The organism is Prolixibacter sp. DSM 2831 (assembly GCF_056493735.1).
Genome location: NZ_CM151379.1, coordinates 2,570,331 through 2,590,271, shown reverse-complemented (window position 1 = coordinate 2,590,271; position 19,941 = coordinate 2,570,331). Strand labels below are relative to the sequence as shown.

The 19,941-nt window shown below is 43.0% G+C and carries 20 protein-coding genes; 6 read left to right on the top strand and 14 right to left on the bottom strand.

Features of this window, described 5'->3' with window-relative positions; genetic code table 11:
* Positions 1-501: 501 nt before the first annotated feature.
* On the bottom strand, positions 502-1,242 hold the full coding sequence (locus AC060N_RS10565) for a DUF6261 family protein (protein WP_479523768.1): 741 nt from the start codon (positions 1,240-1,242) through the stop codon (positions 502-504).
* 278 nt (positions 1,243-1,520) lie between these two features.
* Between AC060N_RS10565 and AC060N_RS10560 the strand changes: the two genes are divergently transcribed.
* The 5 genes from AC060N_RS10560 (at position 1,521) to AC060N_RS10540 (ending at position 5,070) form a co-directional block, all read left to right on the top strand.
* Positions 1,521-1,733 carry a hypothetical protein gene (locus tag AC060N_RS10560; protein ID WP_479523767.1) on the top strand — a complete coding sequence of 71 codons (213 nt, stop codon included), beginning with the start codon at positions 1,521-1,523 and terminating at the stop codon, positions 1,731-1,733.
* Between the two features lie 275 nt (positions 1,734-2,008).
* Complete coding sequence (locus tag AC060N_RS10555; RefSeq protein WP_479523766.1) at positions 2,009-2,557, top strand: hypothetical protein; 549 nt, start codon at positions 2,009-2,011, stop codon at positions 2,555-2,557.
* Between the two features lie 682 nt (positions 2,558-3,239).
* Positions 3,240-3,710 carry an IS200/IS605 family transposase gene (gene tnpA / locus AC060N_RS10550; protein ID WP_479523765.1) on the top strand — a complete coding sequence of 157 codons (471 nt, stop codon included), beginning with the start codon at positions 3,240-3,242 and terminating at the stop codon, positions 3,708-3,710.
* A gap of 220 nt (positions 3,711-3,930) precedes the next feature.
* On the top strand, positions 3,931-4,467 hold the full coding sequence (locus AC060N_RS10545; RefSeq protein ID WP_479523764.1) for a hypothetical protein: 537 nt from the start codon (positions 3,931-3,933) through the stop codon (positions 4,465-4,467).
* A 39-nt stretch (positions 4,468-4,506) separates the two neighbouring features.
* Positions 4,507-5,070 (top strand): hypothetical protein, encoded by a 564-nt coding sequence (locus AC060N_RS10540; RefSeq protein ID WP_479523763.1) that lies wholly within the window; start codon positions 4,507-4,509, stop codon positions 5,068-5,070.
* Between the two features lie 54 nt (positions 5,071-5,124).
* On the opposite strand, the gene AC060N_RS10535 is transcribed toward AC060N_RS10540, so the two are convergent.
* From AC060N_RS10535 to AC060N_RS10510, 6 genes are all read right to left on the bottom strand, one after another.
* Positions 5,125-5,862 (bottom strand): energy transducer TonB, encoded by a 738-nt coding sequence (locus AC060N_RS10535; protein ID WP_479523762.1) that lies wholly within the window; start codon positions 5,860-5,862, stop codon positions 5,125-5,127.
* Positions 5,863-6,189: 327 nt separating this feature from the next.
* Entirely contained in the window at positions 6,190-6,927 is a 738-nt protein-coding gene (locus AC060N_RS10530) for an energy transducer TonB (RefSeq protein WP_479523761.1), read from the bottom strand.
* 219 nt (positions 6,928-7,146) lie between these two features.
* Positions 7,147-8,022 carry a helix-turn-helix transcriptional regulator gene (locus AC060N_RS10525; protein ID WP_479523760.1) on the bottom strand — a complete coding sequence of 292 codons (876 nt, stop codon included), beginning with the start codon at positions 8,020-8,022 and terminating at the stop codon, positions 7,147-7,149.
* A gap of 147 nt (positions 8,023-8,169) precedes the next feature.
* Entirely contained in the window at positions 8,170-8,904 is a 735-nt protein-coding gene (locus tag AC060N_RS10520; protein ID WP_479523759.1) for an energy transducer TonB, read from the bottom strand.
* A gap of 351 nt (positions 8,905-9,255) precedes the next feature.
* Positions 9,256-9,771 (bottom strand): helix-turn-helix domain-containing protein, encoded by a 516-nt coding sequence (locus tag AC060N_RS10515; protein ID WP_479523758.1) that lies wholly within the window; start codon positions 9,769-9,771, stop codon positions 9,256-9,258.
* Positions 9,772-10,180: 409 nt separating this feature from the next.
* Positions 10,181-12,043, bottom strand: a complete 1,863-nt coding sequence (locus AC060N_RS10510) for an Nramp family divalent metal transporter (RefSeq protein WP_479523757.1) — start codon at positions 12,041-12,043, stop codon at positions 10,181-10,183.
* A gap of 112 nt (positions 12,044-12,155) precedes the next feature.
* On the opposite strand from AC060N_RS10510, the gene AC060N_RS10505 reads away from it, so the two are divergent.
* Positions 12,156-12,815 carry a metal-dependent transcriptional regulator gene (locus tag AC060N_RS10505; protein WP_479523756.1) on the top strand — a complete coding sequence of 220 codons (660 nt, stop codon included), beginning with the start codon at positions 12,156-12,158 and terminating at the stop codon, positions 12,813-12,815.
* 130 nt (positions 12,816-12,945) lie between these two features.
* On the opposite strand, the gene AC060N_RS10500 is transcribed toward AC060N_RS10505, so the two are convergent.
* The 7 genes from AC060N_RS10500 to AC060N_RS10470 form a co-directional block, all read right to left on the bottom strand.
* A complete protein-coding gene (locus tag AC060N_RS10500) occupies positions 12,946-13,680 on the bottom strand; it encodes an energy transducer TonB (RefSeq protein ID WP_479523755.1) in 735 nt (244 codons plus the stop codon).
* Between the two features lie 138 nt (positions 13,681-13,818).
* Positions 13,819-14,391 (bottom strand): helix-turn-helix domain-containing protein, encoded by a 573-nt coding sequence (locus tag AC060N_RS10495; protein ID WP_479523754.1) that lies wholly within the window; start codon positions 14,389-14,391, stop codon positions 13,819-13,821.
* Positions 14,392-14,884: 493 nt separating this feature from the next.
* Positions 14,885-15,502 carry a hypothetical protein gene (locus AC060N_RS10490; RefSeq protein ID WP_479523753.1) on the bottom strand — a complete coding sequence of 206 codons (618 nt, stop codon included), beginning with the start codon at positions 15,500-15,502 and terminating at the stop codon, positions 14,885-14,887.
* Between the two features lie 167 nt (positions 15,503-15,669).
* Positions 15,670-16,743 carry a BamA/TamA family outer membrane protein gene (locus tag AC060N_RS10485; protein WP_479523752.1) on the bottom strand — a complete coding sequence of 358 codons (1,074 nt, stop codon included), beginning with the start codon at positions 16,741-16,743 and terminating at the stop codon, positions 15,670-15,672.
* 14 nt (positions 16,744-16,757) lie between these two features.
* Positions 16,758-17,831, bottom strand: a complete 1,074-nt coding sequence (locus tag AC060N_RS10480; RefSeq protein ID WP_479523751.1) for a hypothetical protein — start codon at positions 17,829-17,831, stop codon at positions 16,758-16,760.
* Between the two features lie 108 nt (positions 17,832-17,939).
* Positions 17,940-18,590 (bottom strand): hypothetical protein, encoded by a 651-nt coding sequence (locus tag AC060N_RS10475; RefSeq protein WP_479523750.1) that lies wholly within the window; start codon positions 18,588-18,590, stop codon positions 17,940-17,942.
* 52 nt (positions 18,591-18,642) lie between these two features.
* A complete protein-coding gene (locus AC060N_RS10470; RefSeq protein WP_479523749.1) occupies positions 18,643-19,878 on the bottom strand; it encodes a DcaP family trimeric outer membrane transporter in 1,236 nt (411 codons plus the stop codon).
* Positions 19,879-19,941: the final 63 nt, after the last annotated feature.

Below are 19,941 nucleotides of genomic sequence, written 5' to 3'. Positions count from 1 at the left end.
TTAGCAGCAATCACAACTATTACGTCTATAGCCGAATTTACCGGCGGTGCTTTGGAAACAATTTTTCTGTTGGGGTAATTACTACGTTACCGCAAACGGCTAAAAATACACGGTGAAGGCTCAACGTCCTTAAAATAGCTCCAAAAATGAAGTGGCAAAACTAAAGAAAAATCAATAAATCAATGTGTTTAGTTATTATTGGTCGAAATAGCGAAGAGGTGCAGCTTAAACTTTACAAGCAGCAATCGCTCTGTTTTTCGACGGTATGAAGGTGAATGGCAGGGCGTGTTTTTATTTTAAAAATAATCTTTCTAAATAAGGAGCCTGGGATTGACAAACGAATAACTATTCAATGTGTTCGGTTGCTGATGTCTGGAAGTCTCCTCCTTCGGAGCAATACGATAGAAAAAGAAAGCCGCAGCGGGTAACTCGTTGCGGCTTTTTATTAACCTTAAATCCATATGGCATATGGCAATGCCAAAACAACAACAATTTTACACATCAGGCTTCTTCTGCCTCGGCTTCATCCTTTTGACTGCGGCCGCTGCGAATGGCCAGGGTATTCTGGTAGTACCTGATTTTTTCGTTCAACTCGCTCACAAACGTTTCCACGCCATCGGCAGCTATCTCCAGCGTGATAGCTGCGTTAATGCGATTAACGATTTCTTCGTACAGTGGGTCCACTTCCTGTCGTACTGATTTAACATTACCATTGGGGCGGCCGGCCATTTCGCTGTTACGCAGGTTGAAAGTCGTGGCAAATTCCTCATTCTGAGTCTTCAGTGCTTCCACCCAACTTGTCAACCCGGTTTGGGCTACATGGGGTGCATACGTTTCACCCTGCAAATCCTTCACGAGACTTTGCACAGCGGCGGTTTCCTCATTGTAGGGAAGTTCGCGCACATTTCCGTGCTGGTTCATCAGCCGTTCCAGTAAGGCCGCGCTTTCCACCTCTTCATCGATGGGGCTCGTCAACGTCGACTTGATACGGAAGTTAATGGCGCTCCAGGTATTATCGCGGCGAATATCCAGCAGGCTCATCTTTTTTGACAGGCTGCTGCCGTCTTCAACCCCGATAGCGATAGCCTCTTTACTTAGCACGTCAGTAAAAGCGGGAAACTGGTTAACCACGCCAAGGGTTTCGGGAGTGGTCGCCGTAATCATTTTACTCAAATCGGACATGAACTGGTAGTGTTCGTTGTTTCGCAGGTGGAACCTGCTAAAATCGATAATTTGTTCCATAATTTTTGGTCTTGGTGTTGAAATAAGATAGAAGTTACGGCTATCCGTTTTATCAGGCAATAACCAAAAACATGTTTATGATCATATAATCAGGAATAGAAGAGCATGCAGGCTTGGAATATTTATTTTATGGTAACAATTTATACATAATCTAAATAGTAAGCTAAAAACGGGTAGTTATTTATGCTAATGAAGGAAAAAATGAGCGCAGTTCAGCATCTTTCCATATCAAGCACTAAAAATACACGCGTATTATACTTCACTTGACGCCGGTGCATATGAAATACATGGATATTTTCCCTTCCATGGAGCCCGGGTATGAGAAATACCGGTATATTTTTGATCCCATGGTGTCCCGGCACTGGAAATACGGGCATATTTTTCGTTTCCGGAAGCTAGGGCATGAGAAGTACATGGATATTTTTTGTCCCCTGGCTACAGGGCACCTCAAAAAAGCATTCGAATACCGCGTAGCGGTTGCAGTATTGTAGAAAGAAATGTATCCAACATAGCATTTTCCCCGTAGGGGATACACCCGTATTTCCGGTGGAAACGGTAAAAAGTGCGGAGGAGAGGAATATATTGTAAAATGAAATAGCTATTTTCGATAAAGTAAAAAAAACAAGAGCGCTAAATTGTTCCCTTTTACCATGTTATTGCAACCCGTAAAATCACAGGCGACAATAGCAGAAGATAGGTCAGATGTGTCGTTGATGACTGACTTGTTTATGGTAATATATTGGAACGAACGAAAACGAACCTACTTATGAAATCTTTTCGCAAAATCATCATCATTACTTTTTTTGTTTACTGGGGCGGTTATATCGGTGCGATGTATCTGTTCAGCCTGTTTATGCATAAGCCGTTCGAGGAGTCGGTCGTTTGGACCGGTTTGGTTTCGGCGGTATTTTTCGAGGTGATATACTGGGGCCTGCTCTGGTTTACCTTCAAACCGAAACTCAAATACATTGAGGCAGCCACCAATGCTAAACCGGAGTTCCGGGATACCCAAACCCTGGAGGTGGCGGTGCCGGATGCCGGTTTCAGTGTGACGCGTTTGCGCGAAATCCTGCCGCCACATGTGCATGTGACGCATATGGACGAAGAAGCCGGAGTGATGAAGTTCCGGACACCGTATAACCGTAAGGCCTGGGGAATTCTGACCCATGTAGCCTGGCAGCAGGAGAGTGGGGCGGTGGTTCTGTCCAGTTTTCCGATGTCGGGATACACAAAGACTGCCACACGGAAAGCAAAAGAACAAAACGAAGCGCTCGCTCAATTGGTTCAGGTACTAGATGAGCCGGAAGACGTGTAACGCCTACGGCGTAAATACGGCGTTCACGGTCACTGTTGCTACAATACCGGATGCCCTGCAGGCAATCGTTCGTGTTTGGTGGTGTTTCAATGCAAATTGATTGAAATGCTGACATTGGCGCCCGAATACCGCGTAGCGGTTGCAGTATTGTAGAGAACAGAATAGAAACGGATGAATTTTCCCGTGGGGGATATACGGATATCTGGATGTCTGGCGGTTTACGAATCAATTTGTGTAACGCCTACGGCGTAAATGTGGCGCCCGTGGTCACTGTTGCTACAATACCGGATGCCCTGCAGGCAATGGTTCGCGCTCGTTGCAGATTTGAAGAAAATCGAATGAAATGCTGACATTGGCGCCCGAATACCGCGTAGCGGTTGCCGTATTGTAGAGAACAGAATAGAAAAGGATGAATCTTCCCCGTAGGGGATATACGGATGCCAGGCGGTGTTCAAATCAATTTGCATAACACCTACGGTGTAAATGCGGCGTTCGCGGTCACTGTTGCTACAATACTATATGCCCTACGGGCAAATCGTTCGCGTTCGTTGGAGATTTGATGAAAATCGAATGAAATGCTAACAATGGCGTCCGAATACCGCGTAGCGGTTGTAGTATTGTAGAAAGAAACAGATCGAAAATTTAATTTTCCCCGTAGGGGATACACATAAAACCAAACATAATGAAACCTGGCACCTATTCACAGTTATACATTCAACTGGTTTTCGCCGTTAAAAACCGGGATGCCGTCCTGCATGAGGATATCCGAAAAAGGATATTTCCATACATGAGCAGCATCTTAACCGAACTACAACACAAATCCATTATTGTAAATGGAGTTGTCGATCATGTTCATCTTTTAGTGGGATTAAATCCTTCCGTCTCTATTTCGGATACAGTTTTTGCTGTGAAGCGAAACACTACTTTATTCATCAACAAAGAAAGATTGTGCAGGGGAAAGTTTGCATGGCAGGATGGGTATGGGGCTTTTTCTTACAGTCGGTCACAGATGGAAACTGTTTATGAGTATATTTCCAATCAGGAGGAACATCATCGCAAGAGAACCTTTAGGGAGGAGTATGTTTCGTTTTTAAAGAAATTCGCAGTTGAATATGATGAACGGTTTTTGTTTGATTTTTTGGAGGATGTGTAACGCCTAGGGCGTAAATGTGACGCTCGTGGTCACTCTTGCTACAATACCGGATGCCCTGCAGGCAATGGTTCGCGCTCGTTGCAGATTTGATGAAAATCGAATGAAATGTCAACAATGGCATTCGAATACCGCGTAGCGGTTGCCGTATTGTAGCCAATGGAACGGAAATAGATGAATTTTCCCCGTAGGGGATATACAATAACAAATCATAACTAACCGAATGAAACCTTATGTGAAACTAATTGTGACCTACTTCTTTGTGCTGCTGGGAATGTTTCTCCTGCTGCGCCTGTTGGCTGTGTGGCTGCTTGGGCGGCCGATGGATGCGCCGGTGCTGGTCACCGGGATTGTTTGGATTATCCTGTTTAGTTTGATTTACTGGGGAGTCCTTATCCGGGAATTTAAACCGCGGTTGGATTACATTCAAAAACCCGGGACACAACCACCTGTTTTCAAGGCAACGGTTACCAAAGAGGTCGAAATCTCCAATAACAGTTTTTCATTTCAAAAGCTTCATAAAGAACTGGTTCGTTTTTACGAAGTAACGTACGTTGATGAAGGAGAGCGAATCATGAAGCTTCGGGATCGTTTTTCCATGTCGTCGTGGGGGGCCTGTACATTTATTCATTATCAAGAGAATGAAGGAATTTTGCTACTAGCCAGCTACCCGATGTCGAACCGGACAATGAAACAGGGGGGAGCCGGACGAAAGCAGAATGAGTCCATTGCATTGCTCATTCGCGATATGAACCTGTAGCCTGGGTCATTCGTTGCCATGTAGAAACAGCGGGAAAGTATGCTAAAACCTTATCGAAAACTCATTGTTGTCTACTTCCTTATCCTGTGGGGAATTTTTGTGGTCTATCGGATATTGAGAGCTGCATTTACCGGTGAAGTGATCGATTTTTCGGTGTTGGCAACCGGTACCCTTTGGATCATCGTTTTCAGTGCCGTCTATTGGGCGTACCTGGTCAAGCGGTTCAAACCTCGTTTGGATTATATCGAAGCGCCGGACACGGAACTTCCGGATTTTCCCGAAGTCGTGATGAACCAGTTGGAATGGAAGAAGGAAGATTTTCCGCTTGAGCGGCTGAGGGATGAATTGGCGGCCGAATACGTGGTAACCTACATTGGAAAGCAGGACCATATCATTAAAATCCGTTCCCGGTTTACGATGCGTTCGTGGGGTGCCTGTTCAGTTATTCACTGGCAGCCGGAACAGAAAGTCGTTAAAGTGGCCAGCTACCCAATGGCGAATCATACTGTTCGGCAGGGGAGAGAGGGGAAGAAGCAGAATGCTGATATTACCCGGATACTGCAATGGATGCAGACGAAAAGAGAGGAATCAAACGGATTTTGACTCCTCTCTCTTAAAAACTGTCCTGAAAAATTGATTTCTCTTTCGTTTGTTCCATTATTCGTTTATTATTTCCATCATTTCGGCGTAACCTGGCATTTCACAGTAATTTTCAACCCAACCATCAGCCTCAATACCTCCAAGAGATTTAATGCGGTTCCAATCCCGGCAAGCACCTTCGTCGTCTCCCAGTTGATAACGGGTCAAACCGCGCAGGAATAACAAGGGTTTGCTATCTGGTACGTAAACCAGGCCCTGGTCAAAATGCTGAAGGGCTCTCTTAGGTCTCTCTTTAATCAACAGCAACTTATTTCCACGTTTAAACTGGACGGTGGCCTTGGTCATCAAGTCATTTGTTTCCATAAGTTTGAATACCATACTGAATTCTTTATCCATCGGCACAATGTTTTCGTTGTTGTATCCCGGTTTCCACATGCCGTCGGTACTTTTCAGTGCATTGATAACCTCGCCATCGATGCTGGCAGACACGCTGTTGACTACTTTGAAATTGGTGAGTGAACCGTCTGGTTGTACAGTAAACCGGACGATTTCTTTTCCCTCTCTGAAAGCCTCGATATCCGCTGCCGGGTACTCGACACGATTCTTCACATATTCTGAAAGTAGAGAGGCTCCGATAGTTTTGTCACTATTGAAGTAGAGAGTGGCGCTTTGAACGCCAATAAACTCTGGAGGTGAAACTTCCACCTCTTCCAGCGTCTTACGGCCTTTTTCGTTTTGACTGAAAGTCAGCCCGGAAATGGCCAGACATAGAATTAAAAGCAGAAATTTTTTCATAAAAAACGGTTTAATGAATACTAGGAATTGGAGTTTACTCTGTGCTCTGTCGCGATACAAATTTCTGACGAAAAAAATCGGGAGAAATAGCACTTATTTGTCATTGTGTTGTCTATTTCTGTCCCATAATACGAGTAAAAAAAAGGGATGAAAAGTATTGGATGTTCGGAATAGATCGGTTAAAACTAAATGAGTCTAAATAACCTATTGTGGACAACCGTACTATTTTTTGGGAAAAATTGGGTTGGACCAAAAAGAGGACTCAAATAAAACATTGAATCCTCTTTAACTCTGTCCTGGTTAATTGATTTTTATTTGTGTGTTTCATCATTCATTTACGGTTTTAATCATTTCGGCATAACCTTCCATTTCGCTATACTTATTGAGCCAACCATCAGCTACAATTCCTCCCAATGATTTTACCCGTCTCCAATCCTGGTAGGCGCCGTCTTTATCGCCCAATTCGTAACGGGTTAACCCACGCAGGAATAACAATGGTTTACTTTCCGGAACATAAACCAACCCTTGATTGAAATGCCTAAGGGCCCTCTTCTGTTTTTCTTTTATTAAGAGCAATTTACTTCCACGTTTGTATTGCTCTGTTGCCCTTGTAATCAAATCGTGGGTTCCGTTGATTTTGAAAACCATGCTGAATTCTTTTTCCATCGGTATCACATTTTCATTGTTATACCCGGGTTTCCACATACCGTCCGTAGTTTTCAGTGCATCGATAACCTCTTCGTCAATACGTGGAGACACACTGTTGACGACTGTGAAATTATTTACAGAACCATCCGGATTAACCGTGAACCGAATAATTTCTTTTCCTTCAATGGAATGCTCGATGTCAAATTCCGGGTACACAATATGATTTTTCATATAACCTATCAGAAGTGACGAACGGGGAACGTTCTTACCATTGAAGAAGATCGTAGCGTTATGAACGCCAATAAACTCAGGAGGAGCTACTTCCACCTGGTTCAGAGTCTTGTGGTCTTTTTCGTTTTGACTATAGGCTAGTCCCGAAATAACCAAACCTAGAATTAAAAGCAGAAACTTTTTCATGACGATTAATTTTAATGAATACTAAGAATTGGAATCCTATCTGTCACTATTATTTGACTTATATTCAGCCTTTAATAAAGATTTATATTGATTATTAATGTTTCAACAGACCTTATAAGCATTTGCCGTAGTACAAAGGTAGGAGGGGGCAGTTAATTCTGTTTTTCTTAAAAGCTCAGTTTTTTTACTTTAAGGATAAAACCGTCTTTTTTTGAATCATCATGAAATACTGATCTCGTTGTTTCTATATTGAAGTGGGGATAAACCAAACTTTTGCTTAAAAATTCGGCTAAAATGGGACACATTTTCAAAACCGGAACTAAACGCAATTTCGGAGATGCTTTGTTTGTTCGTTTTCAATAATATACTGGCATGTTTAAGTCGTTTGTTGGTTAACCATTTGCCAGGTGTTGTATGGTAGTAGTCAAAAAACTCCCTTTTGAATGCAGCGAGACTGCGACTTGAAATCCGTGCGAACTCTGCCAGGGTTAGATTATAGGTGTAGTTAGTTTCCATGATCTGCCAAATCGGAGTTTTGATATCATCACTGAGATGGAGAATATAGGCCACTAATTGTTTATTGGAAGGGTTGGATAAAATATCTAAGAGAAGTTCCTTAAATTTTAATTCAAGTAGTTTTTCAGAAGGCGGTATTTTTTGTGTGAAATAAGGGAGCATACTGTAAAAATAAGTTCTTGTTACCTCGTTCAGCTCGACCTTAATTAACATATCGGTTGTCAACTCCGGTAAATCTGCGGTGGAAAAATGATCCATGAATTCCCTGGCAAATTGGATCAGAAACTCATCTGGTATATGGAAATCGAGTACTTCCCAACCCGATACATCAGTAATTTCCTGGATGTAAGCCGTTTTTCGTTTAAAATAGGACGTCTGGGGTGTTACTTTCCACGATTTACCCCCACGGTGCAAAATCCGTTCTCCGTTCAACGAAAATATAAATTCGTTGTAGTGATTGCATAACTGGACCAGTTTTTTTCTCTGCGGACACTTGTAGTACACAAAGAGTAGGTCTCTTACAGCGAGTTGTTTGAAATAGTTGGGGTGCGCTTTTATCTCATCATGAATATTAATCATTATTGAGAGGTTTTATAAGGAAGAGTTGACGAAATATTAGAATAAACAGGTATTAGTGTTTATAACAAAGGTTAGAGAGAATTCAAAAGTTTATTTGAATCCTCTCTAACTCTGTCCGGGTTAATTGATTCCTATTTGTTTTCGTCATTATTCATTGACTGTTTTTATCATTTCGGCGTAGCCTCCCATTTTGTTGTACTTGTCAAGCCATCCGTCGGCTTCAATTCCTCCAAGTGATTTTACCCGTTTCCAATCCTGGTAGGCACCGTCCTTATCGCCCAGTTCGTAACGAGTCAAGCCACGCAGGAATAACAAGGGTTTACTTTCCGGAACATAAACCAGCCCTTGATCGAAATGCTGAAGAGCCCGCTTCGGTTTCTCTTTTATCAGCAGCAATTTATTTCCACGTTTGAACTGCACGGTTGCCCTGCTGAGTAAATCATTGGTGCCAATAATTTTAAAGACCATGCTGAATTCTTTTTCCATCGGCACAAATTCTTCATTGTTGTAGCCGGGTTTCCACATGCCGTCAGTTGTTTTCAGTGCACTAATCACCTCAGCATCGATACTGGGAGATACACTATTAATGACTGTGAAATTACTTAAGGAACCGTCAGGATTAACAACAAACCGAATGATTTCTTTTCCCTCATTGGTACGGTCAATATCAATTGCCGGGTACTGAACTTTTGTTTTCATGTAATCCATCAGCAGCGAGGAATGGGTAGCTTTTTCATTAAGAAAGATAGCTGCGTTATGAACGCCAACAAACTCAGGAGGTGCAACTTCCACCTGGTTCAGAGTCTTATGGTCTTTTTCATTTTGACTATAAGCAAGTCCCGAAATGACGAGACACAATACTAAAAGCAGAAACTTTTTCATAATAAACGGTTTTAGTGAATACTAAGAATAGGAATGTTTTATCTGTCACTAAGCAAATTTCCGACGAAATGCCCCTGAAGAAATAGCACGTATCTTTCAATATCTGGTGAATTTCTCTCACCATGAAATAAAGATTGGAGGGACTAATTAGTGGTAATAACCATAAAAGGTTGATATTTGCTCCAATTTTAATTTGGTCTAAATAGGCTTAAGATGAGGACAATAGGAAGGGTAAACAGAACAAATTAGGGATGAACGGTTCGAAAAAAGAACAGGTTTTTCGTCACTTTTATCAAAATCTCCTTGACTTTAGAAAAAGCATGTTGAATGGTGAGGGGGAACAGATTTGTTTCAACCTACCGACAAATCGATGGCGAATCCGGGTTTATTTTGAGTCGGGCTTTCCTGCCATTGGGCAGGATGATTTTTTCTGGAAAGCAGAATGAAAAGGGCAGCGATAAAAATGAGAGCAATAACGATCACAATGTTTCTTTGCTTCTTATTCATTCGGAACAGCTTTAACGAGAATTTCCTTTTGCTCCGGAGTTTTCTTTTTCGTAACTCTCCCGGGGCATAGCCGAAATATTTGTGAAAGCATTTGCTGAAATAGGTGGGACTTCCGAAACCAACGCGATACGCCACTTCCGAAGCGGTAACATCTTCTTGTAAAAGAATTTCGTTTGCCTTTTTCAGACGAACTTCCCGCACAAACTGGCTGATGGTTTTGTGAGTGTTTCCCTTAAGTTGACGGTAAAGAGTGGCATAACTCATCCCCATCGCGTTGGCAAGGTCGTCTACGCTAAACTGCTCGTTCGTCAGGTTTTCTTCCGTGATTTGGGTTACCCGCTGGACGAAGGTTGGTTCCATATTGACCTGGTGAGATTCCAAATCTGTCTGTGTGTCACATGCTGTTATTTAAAATCAGTCAAAACAACACCTAAATTCCGGTATTTCGAACCTAATAGCAATTTTAAAGCAAATTAGTGATGAACAGCCACCTGAAATATTCTTTCAAAATCCCTGAAGGTCTAATAAAAACGATGCCTCCGAAACATAAGATTGTATTAGTTTCAGAGACAACATTTTTTCGAATATTTGGAAAAATTTTAATCTTTTGCTGAAATATTACCCGTTTTTTTTCTTACAAACGGAATGAGAGTCTGGCAAAATAGACTGCTGTTGAAGAGCCTTTTAGACTGAAATCATCTCCTGTTTTCAAGCAGATATAAGACAGTTCTTTCCGGTAGGGTAGTTTTTAAATACGTTTCTTTTCGGCTTAAGTAACGATTAGTAAAGGAATCTGAATTGTATGCCTTAGGGAATCAACGGTGGTACCATACACCATGTCTTTTACTCTTTTGTGTCCGTGTGAACCTACCACCAGAAAATCGATATTGTTTTTGGTGATTAGTTTGCTGATCTCCGATGCCGGGTCACCAAACCCGATTTGTGAATCGGCGCTGTAGCCCAGCTCTTCCAGGCTCTTCTGGTAGGCTTCCAAATTGGCAGCATCCAGCTGTGTTTCATAGTCCATCGACTTATCTCCATGGTAACGGGCCGCAGCACTCTCCACTACGTGAAGAAGCGTGTAGGATGCTGATTTTCCCCCTTGCGACAATGCATTCTGGATAATCTTTTGCTCATTACCGGAAAAATCGATGGCTATACCGATGTGCTGATATTTGACGGGCTCCGTCAGTTTAAATACTTCGGCTTTGCCATGTGGCCACTGTTTCTTCTTTTTCTTGGAAGAGGTAAAGAACGGGTAGACGAAGATAAAAATCAACAGAGCCAGAACTGCAACTGCCAATGGGACTACAATCAAATAAATGTATATTTTATCGTTTCCGGAATTGGCAACCCATTTAGCAATCTCGTCGATGACCATTTTGATGTTCAGGTAAACGATCACTGCCGCACTTATCCAAGCCAGAACTTTAACCCACAACTTGATGGTGAACTCCTTCATTGTTTTCCTGTCGGAGGTGAAATGGATGAGCGGAATCACAGCAAATCCCAATTGAAGACTCAACACAACCTGGCTTAATATCAGAAGGCTTCCCAGCGCATCGCCTCCGAAATAAATAATGGTGAAAAGTGCAGGTATAATCGCCAGTAAGCGGGTGATCAACCTTCGTAACCAGGGCTGAATCCGGAGATTCAGGTGCCCTTCCATCACAATCTGCCCGGCCAGTGTGCCGGTAATGGTGGAACTCTGTCCGGCTGCTATCAGTGCGATACCGAAAAAGGTGGGAGCTGTTTTTCCAAACAGATGGTCCAATAATTTAGAGGCATCCTGTATTTCAGCAATGTGGAAATAACCATTGACGTAAAACGCCGCCGCTGCCAAAACCAATATCGCCGAGTTAACCAGAAACGCCATATTGAGAGCAATCGCTGAGTCGACGAAGTTGAATTTTAAGGCTGCTTTCAATCCCTTTTTCGACCGGTCGATTTGCCGGGTTTGCACCAACGATGAGTGCAGATACAAATTGTGCGGCATCACAGTCGCTCCGATAATTCCAATAGCGATGTACAGCGCGTCACCACTTAGTTTGGAAGGAACGAAGCCTTTCATTACATCGCCGTATACCGGGGAAACGATAAACATTTCAACCAAAAATGAGAGTCCTATGACAGAAACCAGCGCAACGATAAATGCTTCCATGGTTCGCATACCTTTATTCATCAAAAAGAGCAGCAGCACGGTATCGAGGGCTGTCAGACCGACGCCCCAAATCAGTGGCAGTCCGAAGAGCAGATTAAGACCAATGGCCATCCCGACAATCTCCGCCAGGTCGCAGGCAGCGATGGCAATTTCGGCAAGTATATATAGCGGAATATTGGCCCATTTGGGGTACGCATTTTTGGAAGCCTGTGCCAAATCCATTCCCCTGACAACTCCCAGACGGGCGCTAAGCGATTGCAAAAGGAGGGCAATTAAGTTCGACATCAGCAGAACCCAAATCAGTTTGTAGCCAAATTCCGAACCTCCGGCAATATCGGTAGCCCAGTTTCCCGGGTCCATATAACCCACGCTAACCAGGTAAGCAGGCCCGATGAACGCTAAAATTTTTCTCCACCCTTTCTTATCGGTTTTAACCGTTGAATGTACTTCACTTAGTGATTCTGTTCTCATATATTGGTTGGTGCAATTACATATTATTTGGGAGACAAAAGTATAGAGTTAGATTGTTCTAACAAAATTATTTTAATCTTTTTATTACTTTTGTTTCGAATATTGAAGAACTATGGCGTCCGTAACCGAAGAGAATTATCTGAAAGCTTTGTTTATACTCGTTACAGAACGAGGAATGGCAACGATTTCTGACCTGAGTAAATTGCTGAAGGTGAGTCTTCCTACAGCCAACAGCATGATAAAGAATCTGAAGAAGCAGGAGCTGGTGAACTATGAGAAATACAAGCCGCTTTCGCTGACGGAAAAGGGAAGGAGAGAAGCGGCTCTGGTTCTGCGTAAGCATCGGCTGACGGAAATGTTTCTGGTAAATGAAATGGGATTTGGCTGGGAAGAAGTCCATGAAATTGCGGAGCAAATAGAGCATATTAACTCACCCATTTTTTTCGACCGAATGGATAAATTGATGGGGCATCCAACCATCGATCCCCATGGCTCTCCGATTCCAGACAAGGACGGGCATATTGCCGAGGAGGTTTATGAGCAGCTCAGCAATTGCGAGCCTGGAGAGAAAGTCCGGTTAATAGCACTGGCCCATTCCGCTTCTGATTTTTTGAAATACCTGAATAATCGCGATTTGTCGTTGGGCGTGGAAATGAAAATTGTCTCGATTGAAGCCTACGACGGTAGCATGGTGGTTAGCTATGCGAATCATCCGGCAGAAACATTGACTCATCCGGTTTGCGAAAAGCTGAGAGTTGAAAAGGTTGGTTAACTGTTTTGTAGCCTAAGCAACAGTTTAGTACGATATTGAAATAACAGACAAAGAGGAGCCGACAAATAATGGCGACTCCTCTTCCCGTGCCTGTTGTTTAAAACCGGATTCTCTCATGTTGTTGCTCAATTTATTCATTCATAATTTCTTGCATTTCGGCATACCCCTTCATTTGGCAGAGGTTATCCAGCCATCCGTCGGCGTCGATGCCACCCAGTTCTTTAACCCGGTTCCAGTCCCGGCAGGCGGCGTCTTTTTCACCGAGCTGGTACTGCGCAAAGCCGTGCATAAAAAGTAATGGCTTGCTTTTTGGCACATATACCAATCCTTGTTCGAAGTGACGAAGAGCTCTTTTCGGTTTATACTTTAACAATAATAATTTATTCCCCCTTTTATACTGTGTAGTAGCTTGAGCGGTTAAGTCGCGTGTGGTCGCGAGCTTGAAAACCATACTAAATTCTTTTTCCATCGGTACCAGTTTTTCATTGTTAAAGCCAGGTTTCCACATTCCTTCTGTGGTTTTCAAAGCATTAACAACTTCCTCATCAATAGTCTTTGAAACACTATTAACTACAGTAAAATCAGTTAATGTACCGTCGGGTTGAACAACAAACTGTATAATCTCTTTTCCCTCCCGGTTGCGTTCAATATCGGTTTCCGGGTACTTAACATGGTTCAATATGTATTCGCTTAACAGTGTTGGGTGGGATGTTTCGCCATTTAAAAGATTTGTAGAACCTTTTATGCCAGTGAATTCAGGTGGAGATACTTCCACTTGTTCCAGTTCTGTATGGCCTTTCTCGTGTTGACTGTATACCAAAGCCGAAGCGAGCAGGCACATAAATAGTAGCAGAATCTTTTTCATGATAGCAGAGTTTTGGTGAATACTAAAGTGGAGTAATTAGACTATACAAATGTCCGACAGGAATAGAGGTTGGGAATAGCAAATAACGGGCTGAACATGGCCAATTATGTGCATCTATTGTGATAATCGTTCAAAAATTTAACGAATTAGGCAGGTCGTATTTGCTTCGGGATATCTAATAAAACCTTTGGATGAAATGATTCCTTTGTTATGAGAATGGCTCTTTTCCGGATCGGAATTATCGTGATTTATTAAAGCAAAAAAGAAAAGGGCAGCTATTATTGCCAAAGCTATGATAATTAGAAAATAGTGTATTTTGCTTTTCAGTTTTCGGGATAAAAAAGAAACAAAGCCGTATCTTTTTTGTATCTCACGCTTCTTGAATTCGAGAGGAGAATAGCCATAATATTCGTGGAAACACTTATTGAAATAGGTAGGACTTCCAAATCCTGTCCGGTAAGCAATTTCTGATGCAGTGACGTCTTCATTTAATAATATCTCCTGTGCTTTTCGCAATCTGATTTCGCGAATGAATTGGCTAATCGTTTGATGGGATAAGGATTTCAGTTTTCGATAGAGTTTGGTATGACTCATATTCACAGCGCTGGCAAGGTCGTCGACATTAAAATGCTCGTTTGTCAGGTTCTCTTCGGTAATTTCTGTCAGTCGTTGAAGGAATAATTGGTTCATATCATGGTAATGACTGTCCATACATTCCGTTCAATAAAGTTGGAGCAGGAAGGAAGTTAATCAATATGTCGCTAAAAATCAATATTTTATGCGTTTAAGTTTTGCTCTTAAAAAAATAGTGATAAACAGCCGATTAAAAAAAATCGACAAAATTGACGTTCCAATCAGGCAAATAAACCTTCCCCGAAGGTGTGCACTGAAGATTGTAGTATTCGATCTTTTTCGAAAATGGTTACTGAGCAGAAATAAAAAAGCCAGCTTGTAAAATACAAACTGGCTCTTGTTGTCGAGGTGACAAGATTTGAATTAAGTGCTGTATGTCGACTGTAATCTGCGGCTTCATAGAACGGTTTCGGTAGGGGCACTGTGTGGTTCTCAATTCTTTAACAAAGCTGGTGGCGGTGGCCACACAAAAAGTGTGACCAAAATAACATCCGTTGCGGTCTTGCAGTATAATGAAAAAGGAATCCGGCACCGGGTAATAAATCATTTTTTTATTTTCATTTGAAGTACTTTAGTTCAATCTTAAAACCAGACCTCCGGTAAAGCCGAACTGGAGAAACGGAATATGACTGGTTAAACCGGCAGAAGGGCCACTTCCTATATTCCACCACAATCCGGCATCCAGGTTGGTAATCGGCATGTTTAAGTGCGATTGCAAGCGAAAACCTATTTTGTCGGAAAACATGTATTTCATGCCACCAGACAGACCTACTGCAAATTGAGTGGTTGAACCCAGGTCATTATCTTTACCGGAGTAGATACCCAAGCCAACATTGGGACCGATAAACAGACTCAAGTCTTCATTTAACTGAAGTAATTCGCTGCTCCCGAAAAAGATATAGTTTACACTTAACGGACCTCGCACATCGATACCGTGATATTCGGAATATGCCCAAGCATTGCAATCCTCGCGACTATAGGTTAATTCGAGGTTTGTCTTTTTGTTGACGATGTAGGTAAGACTTGCCCCATAGGTAAAACCGTCACCTATTTTAGCACTTCCTCTGTTAATCTTGAATTTATCGGCAAAGGTATACCCGATAAATGGAGAAAGTTGGAGCTCCTGTGCTTTCGCAGAGCTAATTGCCATCAGGATGAGGCAAATAAAAAGCCATTGTTTTTTCATCATTGGTTAGTAGATTATGGTATAGATTTTCAGAATAAATATCAGCATACTACTATATCAGACTGTTGATAGTGACAGTCAGTAATCGTCAGCTGGCATCAAATATCAGTTCATATAATAAATACCAGTCATTTTAGTTTCGTTTATACAGCGTTCGAGACGCATGAAAATCATCTTCCAAAGGCTTCGCCGATTCGGAAATACAGACCCCAATCGCCTTTTCCTTTGGCAAAATCGACTCCAATATTAATTCGTTCTTTTGGAATCATTAAGTAGCGGAAGCCTGCGCCGGCACCTGGCAGTAGTTCGCTCTTAAAAATGTCATCGAAATGCTTTACTGCAGAAGCAACTCCGATGAAACCGACCATGCCGAGTTTGTCGTGGAAGCGCCATCTGTATTCGGCTTGTGCTGCGTATACCTGGTCATTCCGGTAGCGCCCCGATGAATAGCCTCGAATATCATCCTGCCCAACGACGTTCTGTCCCTGGAAAGGGACGTCTCCTGTTGAAATGACAGCGTTAAAACGTGTTGCCAGAATATTCTTTTCGTTTTTCAGGGTGAAGTATTGATTATAAGTAAACCGGAGCTTGTTGAAGTCATTATCACTTTTCATCCATTCCCGGAAGAAGTTACCTTTTAGTTTAATATTGAATCCTTTGTAGGGATTAATTTGGTGGTCGCGTTTGTCGTAATTTACCTGAAACCCCAGGTTATTCATGTTTCTTTTATCGTACTTCAGTGAATCAGGAAAAAAGTCGGGAAAATTAAATGTTGTTTTGGACTGAATAAAAGTGGCATTGATACCGACATACAAATTGTTGAACACTTTGTGTTCGACCTGCCCCATGGCAAACTGAGCCCGTGTACCAAACCCAATAAAATCGCCACCTCCAATGGGGAATTCCTGCCAGTACTGGGAATTGATATTTCCGGTACCGAAAGCCAGCATCATCCGCCAGGCATCCTCGTTCAGGTACAGCCTTTGAAATGCTGCCAGAAAAGAGGTTTGGTTTGTTGTATACATCCCAAAAATTCCGGTGGATGAAGAAGGGGAGAGGGAATCGTTGACACTAAGCTTGTAATAGGCATTGGCCATCACACCAAACGAAGCGCCTATGTTGTTACTGTAGTTGAACACCGGGATGGCGGCACAATTGAAATTTTTATTGGAATCGTTTTGTGATTGCGCGTGGAAGGAAAAACTTCCAACGAGAATCATGAACAGGGCAATATTTTTTTTCATCGTATTCATCTTTATCATCTTACAGGTACGGTAACGAGCGGTTTTCCTTCCGTATTTCCGGTTTCAACCAGTGTAAAAGTGAACATCAGGAAGGAAAAGACCTGTTTCGAATGAAGGTCTTTGTTGTCAATCCAAAACCAGCTACGGTTGTAGGGAACGGCAACAAACGCGTCTTCGGGATGCAACTCTGCATTGTAAATTCTTATCAGCGGAGGAACGGGTTCACCTTCCACGACTAAATTCCCGTAGCTAGGATTTACCCTGTTATCTTCAACATCTTTTTCAGGAACTTCCATGTAATACGCCAATTCGTTCAGTACCTGCAACATGGATCGACTTAGGATGGTGATGGTTTTATCATCGGGCTGTAAAACGCCGTAAATTATCCTCAATTCATTTTCGTGCTGATTGAGACCGAGAAGCGTCTTTATATCCCGGATTTTATTCTTTATTTCTTCGGTCTCTACATTTTTAAAAACGAACGTCAACACCTCACCGTTTTCCGTTTTTTTCAGTCTCAATCCGATGGCTCCTGCACCCTGGATCTCTTTTAGATTCCTTGTGAGTTGATAAAATTCAGGATTACCCATATTTTTCCCGGAATACCGGTTTTCAAGTCCGTTGACAGATTGTACCAAAATGCGGAATACCAAATCGGCAGAATATCCGGATTGAATCAAACTGAGAACCGGAGATATGGGGATGGGGGACATCAGACTCTTGGCGAAACGCTCGCCCGACAAAGGGATGTAGGTGATGGTTGGGCGGTTGGCATAGGTCCCGTTCACGTCCAGATAAGCATTGGCCCCAAAATTCGGGACGACATCTGCGTCGCCGCCAATACCAGCCCTTCCCGAAAGCTCGTATGAATTAATCACCGATGAAACATCCAGAAAAATCGGAGCATCTCCATACCGGATCTTCACGATATTCAGCAGCATCTGGTCTTTCCACGAGTCTGAGAGAACGGTCGTGTAGTTGAACCGGTCCTTTGTTATTGTTTGAGGGCCGAAGCGACTGCAACCTATCGTTACGAAAGCAACCGCTACGATGATGAATTTTAAAGATGTTTTTTTTGATATGCCCATGACCGGATTTTTGCATTACCGTTAGCTGTGTTAAGAATGTCACCTCCTCTTCGAGACAGGCCGGGAGGAGGTGAGTATCAACATTCCCCGGAACGAGAGAAAAAGACTTTATCGTTTTCTTATTATCCCATTCTTTTTCAATTGTTTGATGAGTGCAGAGGCATACTCCTTACTGAATTTATTCAAGTCTGTTGGATTAACCGCTTTGCTTTGCATCGAAAAAAGAATGTCGCCGCTATCAGCGTCGTAGAAATTGTTTTCGAAGAAATAGGAATGGTCATTGTCGTAATATCCTGGTTCATAAACGACCGGATACATGTGTGTGTAATATCGCGTGTAACGACCATAGTAGCGGTGAGCCGGGAAAGGAGCGTATGTTACATTGCCTTGCACGTATCGCGTATCTGATTTCTGGTCGACCAGTGCAGCCGTGAGGATACCATCGCAACCGAGCTCCTGGATTTTCTTCAGCATGTTGGCTTCATCTCCTGCGTTCTGATTGTTGAAATTCGGTTTGTAGTAATCGCTGCTTTTGTCAACCTGGAAACCTTCCGCTTCGAGCGCTTTTGCCAGGTCGTTTTCAATCGTCTGTTTGGCAGAGATGTTCTCGGTCATGGCAGCGATGAAAATCCTGTTAAAGGATTTGGCACTGAGCTTTTCTGTGTCCTTCCATTCTCCTGTATAATAAATGGTTGAACATCCAGCTGCAAGAAAGAGTAATGCCGCCCAGAGAGCTTTGGAAACAAATGACTTTTTCATGATAATTTGATTTAAGTGTTATTAGTTGTGCATTGACTTAATCTTTAGTCAGTTAGAAATCATAGTAGAAAAGGACATTAAGCCTGACAGCATCTCCATGTTGTCCGTCCATCGTATGCTTCCTGGCCCAGATGAATTCAGCTCCCAGTTTGGCGCCTTCGGTCGGCGACCAGAACGTATTGGTGCGGAAGGTCTGTCCTCTCCGGTAGTTTTCGGGTGGTAGAAACGACATCTTTTCTGTTTGTACCATTGCGAAGATGAGATTGCTTGAAAGCTTTTTATTCCATTGTTGTTCATACCCGACCAATGTGCCAAAGAGAAATGGTTCCACGGCTTTATTTTCATCATTCAATACGATGTCAAGACCTTGTCCGCGCAAATCGGAAATCAAACCGGAGATGGCCCGGCCGCTAACTGCCTGCAGGTACCATTTTCCGTTGGGCCAGGTATTGATGCCAGCAGAAGTTGCCAGTCCCCATCCGGTTCTGATTACCAGGTTATCCTGACCAATACGTCCGGAAAGCACTGGAATAATTCCTGAAAGCTGCCAGTAACCTTTGGCGAAATTCTTATCGAGCCGGAAAGTCACATCAGGCAAAAACTGAAGTGGTTTGAACGCGAGGGAGTCGGGGAGCGAATGGTCGGGAAGAATGTATTCCACAGCCACGGCAAAATTCAGCCCCGCCAGCTGACCGGGAGAAGAATAGCGGAGTTGGGGTGTTCGGAGTCTCACTGATCCAGTTGGACCTGCGAAATCGACAGTGGCCGGGCTTGCTGTGATCTGTGAGAACAAACTCCAGGTTTGACCTGCTAGCATGTTTTTATATTCACCGTAGGCATGTCGAATGCGAAAGCCTGATGCACCCGCGAAGTCGGTTTCCAGTCTGGCAAACAGAGTTCCAGCGTTGGTTTTGCGAGTTACCTCAAACCCCAACCGGGTCTGAATCAAGCCTGCATAGAAGTTCGGCAGCGATTTATTTCTTCTACCAACCGGAACATCGAAGGTGTTCAGGGAGTTTTTATTGTTGATCTCCAGGTTGTCATAGACTACCAACATACGCACGGAGCCGACCAATCGCATCTGCATTTGCCGGTCGGGTGTGACAATGAAGAGACCCCGGTCCTGCGGAATATCCAGCGGAGCAACTTCCCTTACCGTCAGAGAATCCCTCTGTAGGGTATCGGAAACGGTTCCATCTCTTGTGATTTGATTGTCCGAAGTTTTCTGCCCCCTTGCCAGATAGGGCAGAACAATGAGCACGTATGTCAACAACCGGATGAACTTCATTTAGCGATCCTCCATTAACGATATTGGTGGTCATAAGTGGTTTTTTGTGCTCTCCGGTTCCCT

Excerpts from the sequence above, each read along its gene's own strand:
- AC060N_RS10565 (WP_479523768.1), bottom strand. The coding sequence starts at position 1,242 with ATGGAACAAATTATCGATTTTAGCAGGTTCCACCTGCGAAACAACGAA.
- AC060N_RS10560 (WP_479523767.1), top strand. The coding sequence starts at position 1,521 with ATGAAATACATGGATATTTTCCCTTCCATGGAGCCCGGGTATGAGAAA.
- AC060N_RS10555 (WP_479523766.1), top strand. The coding sequence starts at position 2,009 with ATGAAATCTTTTCGCAAAATCATCATCATTACTTTTTTTGTTTACTGG.
- tnpA (WP_479523765.1), top strand. The coding sequence starts at position 3,240 with ATGAAACCTGGCACCTATTCACAGTTATACATTCAACTGGTTTTCGCC.
- AC060N_RS10545 (WP_479523764.1), top strand. The coding sequence starts at position 3,931 with ATGAAACCTTATGTGAAACTAATTGTGACCTACTTCTTTGTGCTGCTG.
- AC060N_RS10540 (WP_479523763.1), top strand. The coding sequence starts at position 4,507 with ATGCTAAAACCTTATCGAAAACTCATTGTTGTCTACTTCCTTATCCTG.
- AC060N_RS10535 (WP_479523762.1), bottom strand. The coding sequence starts at position 5,862 with ATGAAAAAATTTCTGCTTTTAATTCTATGTCTGGCCATTTCCGGGCTG.
- AC060N_RS10530 (WP_479523761.1), bottom strand. The coding sequence starts at position 6,927 with ATGAAAAAGTTTCTGCTTTTAATTCTAGGTTTGGTTATTTCGGGACTA.
- AC060N_RS10525 (WP_479523760.1), bottom strand. The coding sequence starts at position 8,022 with ATGATTAATATTCATGATGAGATAAAAGCGCACCCCAACTATTTCAAA.
- AC060N_RS10520 (WP_479523759.1), bottom strand. The coding sequence starts at position 8,904 with ATGAAAAAGTTTCTGCTTTTAGTATTGTGTCTCGTCATTTCGGGACTT.
- AC060N_RS10515 (WP_479523758.1), bottom strand. The coding sequence starts at position 9,771 with ATGGAACCAACCTTCGTCCAGCGGGTAACCCAAATCACGGAAGAAAAC.
- AC060N_RS10510 (WP_479523757.1), bottom strand. The coding sequence starts at position 12,043 with ATGAGAACAGAATCACTAAGTGAAGTACATTCAACGGTTAAAACCGAT.
- AC060N_RS10505 (WP_479523756.1), top strand. The coding sequence starts at position 12,156 with ATGGCGTCCGTAACCGAAGAGAATTATCTGAAAGCTTTGTTTATACTC.
- AC060N_RS10500 (WP_479523755.1), bottom strand. The coding sequence starts at position 13,680 with ATGAAAAAGATTCTGCTACTATTTATGTGCCTGCTCGCTTCGGCTTTG.
- AC060N_RS10495 (WP_479523754.1), bottom strand. The coding sequence starts at position 14,391 with ATGGACAGTCATTACCATGATATGAACCAATTATTCCTTCAACGACTG.
- AC060N_RS10490 (WP_479523753.1), bottom strand. The coding sequence starts at position 15,502 with ATGATGAAAAAACAATGGCTTTTTATTTGCCTCATCCTGATGGCAATT.
- AC060N_RS10485 (WP_479523752.1), bottom strand. The coding sequence starts at position 16,743 with ATGAAAAAAAATATTGCCCTGTTCATGATTCTCGTTGGAAGTTTTTCC.
- AC060N_RS10480 (WP_479523751.1), bottom strand. The coding sequence starts at position 17,831 with ATGGGCATATCAAAAAAAACATCTTTAAAATTCATCATCGTAGCGGTT.
- AC060N_RS10475 (WP_479523750.1), bottom strand. The coding sequence starts at position 18,590 with ATGAAAAAGTCATTTGTTTCCAAAGCTCTCTGGGCGGCATTACTCTTT.
- AC060N_RS10470 (WP_479523749.1), bottom strand. The coding sequence starts at position 19,878 with ATGAAGTTCATCCGGTTGTTGACATACGTGCTCATTGTTCTGCCCTAT.